We start from the raw sequence: 3,165 nt of genomic DNA, 5'->3' as shown, positions 1-3,165 counted from the left end.
TGGCGGCGCCGACGTCGCGCCGCGCGCCGGCGGGCCAGGCCCAGATCCACACGCCCAGCGGGCGGCCGAGCACCAGCAGCGGCGCCGCCACGATCATCAGCAGTTCGTGCTGCACCATGTGGGCGGCAAACGAGCGGCTCCCGGCCGCGTCCAGCGGCGACGCCAGCGCCGCCAGCAGCGCCATCCAGCCGGCGGCAAAGAACGCCGATTGCAGCATCAGGGTCAGCCGGCTCTGGCGCGCGCGCGCATACAGGCGGGCGTTGCCGATCGCGTACAGCACCATCGCCAGCGCCAGCAACGCCAGCACCCACGGTTCGGCGCCCTGCTCGGCCGGGCTGGCGGTCAGCGTGTGCGCCCGCGCCGCCCACGGCAGCCACAGCGGCGCGATCATCAGTAATCGTTTCATATCCGCGCTCCCCAGAACACGACGGCGTACACGGCCAGCCAGCTGGCCACCACAAAATACCAGTAACCGCTGTTTTCACTGACATCGACATAGCGCTTGCATTCCAGCGGCCCGCCCGAGAACAGCAGCGCCAGCACCGCGGTGTTGTAGGTGTCGGTGAGCAGATGGGTGGTGTGCAGGCCCATCAGCATCCACACCACCGAGCCGTAAGCATTGTCATCCCAGCGCACGTTGAGCGTGGCGAACTCGGCGACGCGCACCGCCAACAACAGCAGCCCGGACAGTGTGCAGAGCCACAGGCCCAGCCGCACGCGCCGGTGATCGAAACGTTCCGCCCAGCGCTTGGTCCAGGCGTTGGGCAGGCCGCTCAGCAGCATCAGCCCGGTGTTCAGCGTGCCCCACAGCAGGTCGGGCGGCGGCGCGCGCAGCGGCCACGCGGGCGCCTGGCTGCGCAGATAGAAATAGCTCATGATGGTCAGCGCGAACAGCATGCCCTCGATCACGATCATGCCGATGGTGCCCCACCACGTCGGGCTGGACGGACCGAACGCATGGGTCGGCAGCGCCGCGGCGTCGATGATCTCGGGTTCGCGGTTCATGGCCGGCTCTCCAGCTGGGGACGCAATGCGCTGCGGTCGCGGCGCGGCCAGAACCACAGCGTGCAGCCGGCGGCCACCGGCAGCGTGCCCCAAACCACCGCCCACGGCGTATAAATGGAGCCGATGCACAGCGCGGTGGTGGCCAGCGCCGTCAGGAAGGGCCACGGCGAGGGTTCCGGCAGCCGCAAGCGATGGTCGGGCGTGGCCTCGGGACCGGAGCTGATCAGCACTTCGCGGTGGGCATGGGACAGTCCGCTCACATGGCCGCTGATGCCGCCCTCTTCCCACAAGGGGTGACGGCTGCGCACCACCGGCGGCAGCGCGAAATTGGCGGCCGGCGGCGGCGACGGCACGCTCCATTCGAGCGTGTCGCCGCCCCAGGGGTTGTCGGGCGCGGCCTCGCCATGGCGGCGGCTGCGCAACACGTTGACGATGAACAGCAGCACGCTGACGCCTATCAGCAGCGCGCCGATGGTGGCGGTCAGGTTCAGCGCGCCCCAGCCCATCTGCTCCGGGTAGCTGTAGACCCGGCGCGGCATGCCCTGCAGCCCCAGCACATGCATGGGGAAAAAGCTGACATTAAAGCCGATGAAGAACAGCCAGAAATGCCAGCGCCCCAGCCGCTCATCCAGCATGTAGCCCGCGAATTTGGGAAACCAGTAATAGAACGCGCCGAACAGCGGGAACACCGCGCCGCCCAGCAGCACATAATGCAGGTGCGCCACCACGAAATACGTGTCGTGCAGCTGCAGGTCCAGCGATACGGACGCCAGCATCAACCCGGTCAGGCCACCCAGCACGAGGATGGCGAAGAACGCCAGCACGAACAGCAACGGGGTCTTGAAGTTCAGCCGGCCGCGCCACAGGGTGACGACCCAGCAGAAGATCTGCACCGCGGTCGGCAGCGCGATCGCCAGGCTGGCGGCGGTGAAAAAGGTCTTGCCCAGCTCGGGCAGATTGGTGGCGAACATGTGGTGCACCCACAGGCCGAACGCCAGAAAGCCGGTGGCCACCTGCGACAGCACCATCGCCGTGTAGCCATACACCGGCCGCCGCGCAAACGTGGCGATGATGCTGGAAATGAAACCCAGCGGCGGCACGAAGATCAGGTACACCTCGGGATGGCCGAAGAACCAGAACAGATGCTGCCACAGCAGCACGTCGCCGCCGCGCGCGGGCACGTAAAAGCGCGTATCGACCAGGCGGTCGGTGATCAGCGCGGTACTCGACAACATCACCGCCGGCAGCGCGAACAGCACCATCAGCGACGTCACCAGCATGGCCCACACGTACAGCGGCAGGCGCCGCAGCGTCATGCCGGGCGCGCGCAGCTTGAGAATGGTGGTGATCACCACCACCGCTTCCAGCAGGCCGGACAGCTCGGTGAAGGTGATCATCTGCGCCCAGTAATCGACACCCTTCTCCGGCGAAAACTGCAGGCTGGCCAGCGGCACATAGGCGAACCAGCCGGCGTCCGGGCCGATGCCGGCCAGGAAGGCGCCGTACAGCATCAGCCCGCCGAACACGAACACCCAGAACGCGTACGCATTCAGGCGCGGGAACGCCACGCTGCGCGCACCGATCATCAGCGGCACCAAGTACACCGCCACCGCCTGCATCACCGGCACCGCGAACAGGAACATCATGGTGGTGCCGTGCATGGTGAACAGCTGGTTGTACAGTCTGGCGCCGACCAGGCGGCCGTCCGGCTGCGCCAGCTGCAGGCGCATCAGCAGCGCCAGCACGCCGCCGGCGAGGAAGAAACCGAAAGCCGCCAGCATGAAGCGGCGGCTGATGGTCTTGTGGTCGATCGCGCAGAACCAGCCGCGCCAGCCGGGCGGATCGCGCCAGGCGGCTTCCAGCGCCGCCGCCGCGGCAGCGCTGATGCCGGCGATGGCGGGGCCGCTCATTGCAGCGTCTCCAGATAGGCCAGCATGGCGTGCAGGTCTTCCGGCGACATCTGCGTGGCCGGCATCTGCGTGCCAGGCTTGAGCGAGGGGGCGTCGCTGATCCAGCCGGCCAGGTGGCCGCGTGTGTTGGGCAGCGTGCCGGCCGCCAGCATCTGGCGCGACGCCAGGTGGGTCAGGTCGGGGCCGGCCACGCCATCGGCGCCGGCGCCGCGTATGGTATGGCAGCCGGCGCAGCCGTGCTGGCTGAACG

General features: G+C 68.2%; 4 protein-coding genes. All 4 read right to left on the bottom strand.

Annotated features, from left to right (window positions below; translation table 11 throughout):
• Nucleotides 1–406, bottom strand: a 406-nt coding sequence (locus tag E4L98_RS24630) for a cytochrome c oxidase assembly protein (protein ID WP_167761439.1), incomplete at its 3' end; no start/stop codon positions are given.
• A complete protein-coding gene (locus E4L98_RS24625; RefSeq protein ID WP_135204177.1) occupies nt 403–1,005 on the bottom strand; it encodes a cytochrome c oxidase subunit 3 in 603 nt (200 codons plus the stop codon). The genes E4L98_RS24630 and E4L98_RS24625, both read right to left, overlap by 4 nt.
• Complete coding sequence (ctaD, locus tag E4L98_RS24620; protein WP_135204176.1) at nt 1,002–2,915, bottom strand: cytochrome c oxidase subunit I; 1,914 nt, start codon at nt 2,913–2,915, stop codon at nt 1,002–1,004. Before ctaD ends, E4L98_RS24625 begins: the two co-directional genes overlap by 4 nt.
• Nucleotides 2,912–3,165, bottom strand: a 254-nt coding sequence (locus E4L98_RS24615) for a c-type cytochrome (protein WP_135204175.1), incomplete at its 5' end; no start/stop codon positions are given. The genes ctaD and E4L98_RS24615, both read right to left, overlap by 4 nt.

Source organism: Duganella callida, from assembly GCF_004614165.1.
GTDB classification, from domain to species: domain Bacteria; phylum Pseudomonadota; class Gammaproteobacteria; order Burkholderiales; family Burkholderiaceae_D; genus Rugamonas; species Rugamonas callida.
The sequence above is the reverse complement of the archived record's forward strand: the minus strand, read 5'-3'. Positions and strand labels throughout refer to the sequence as shown.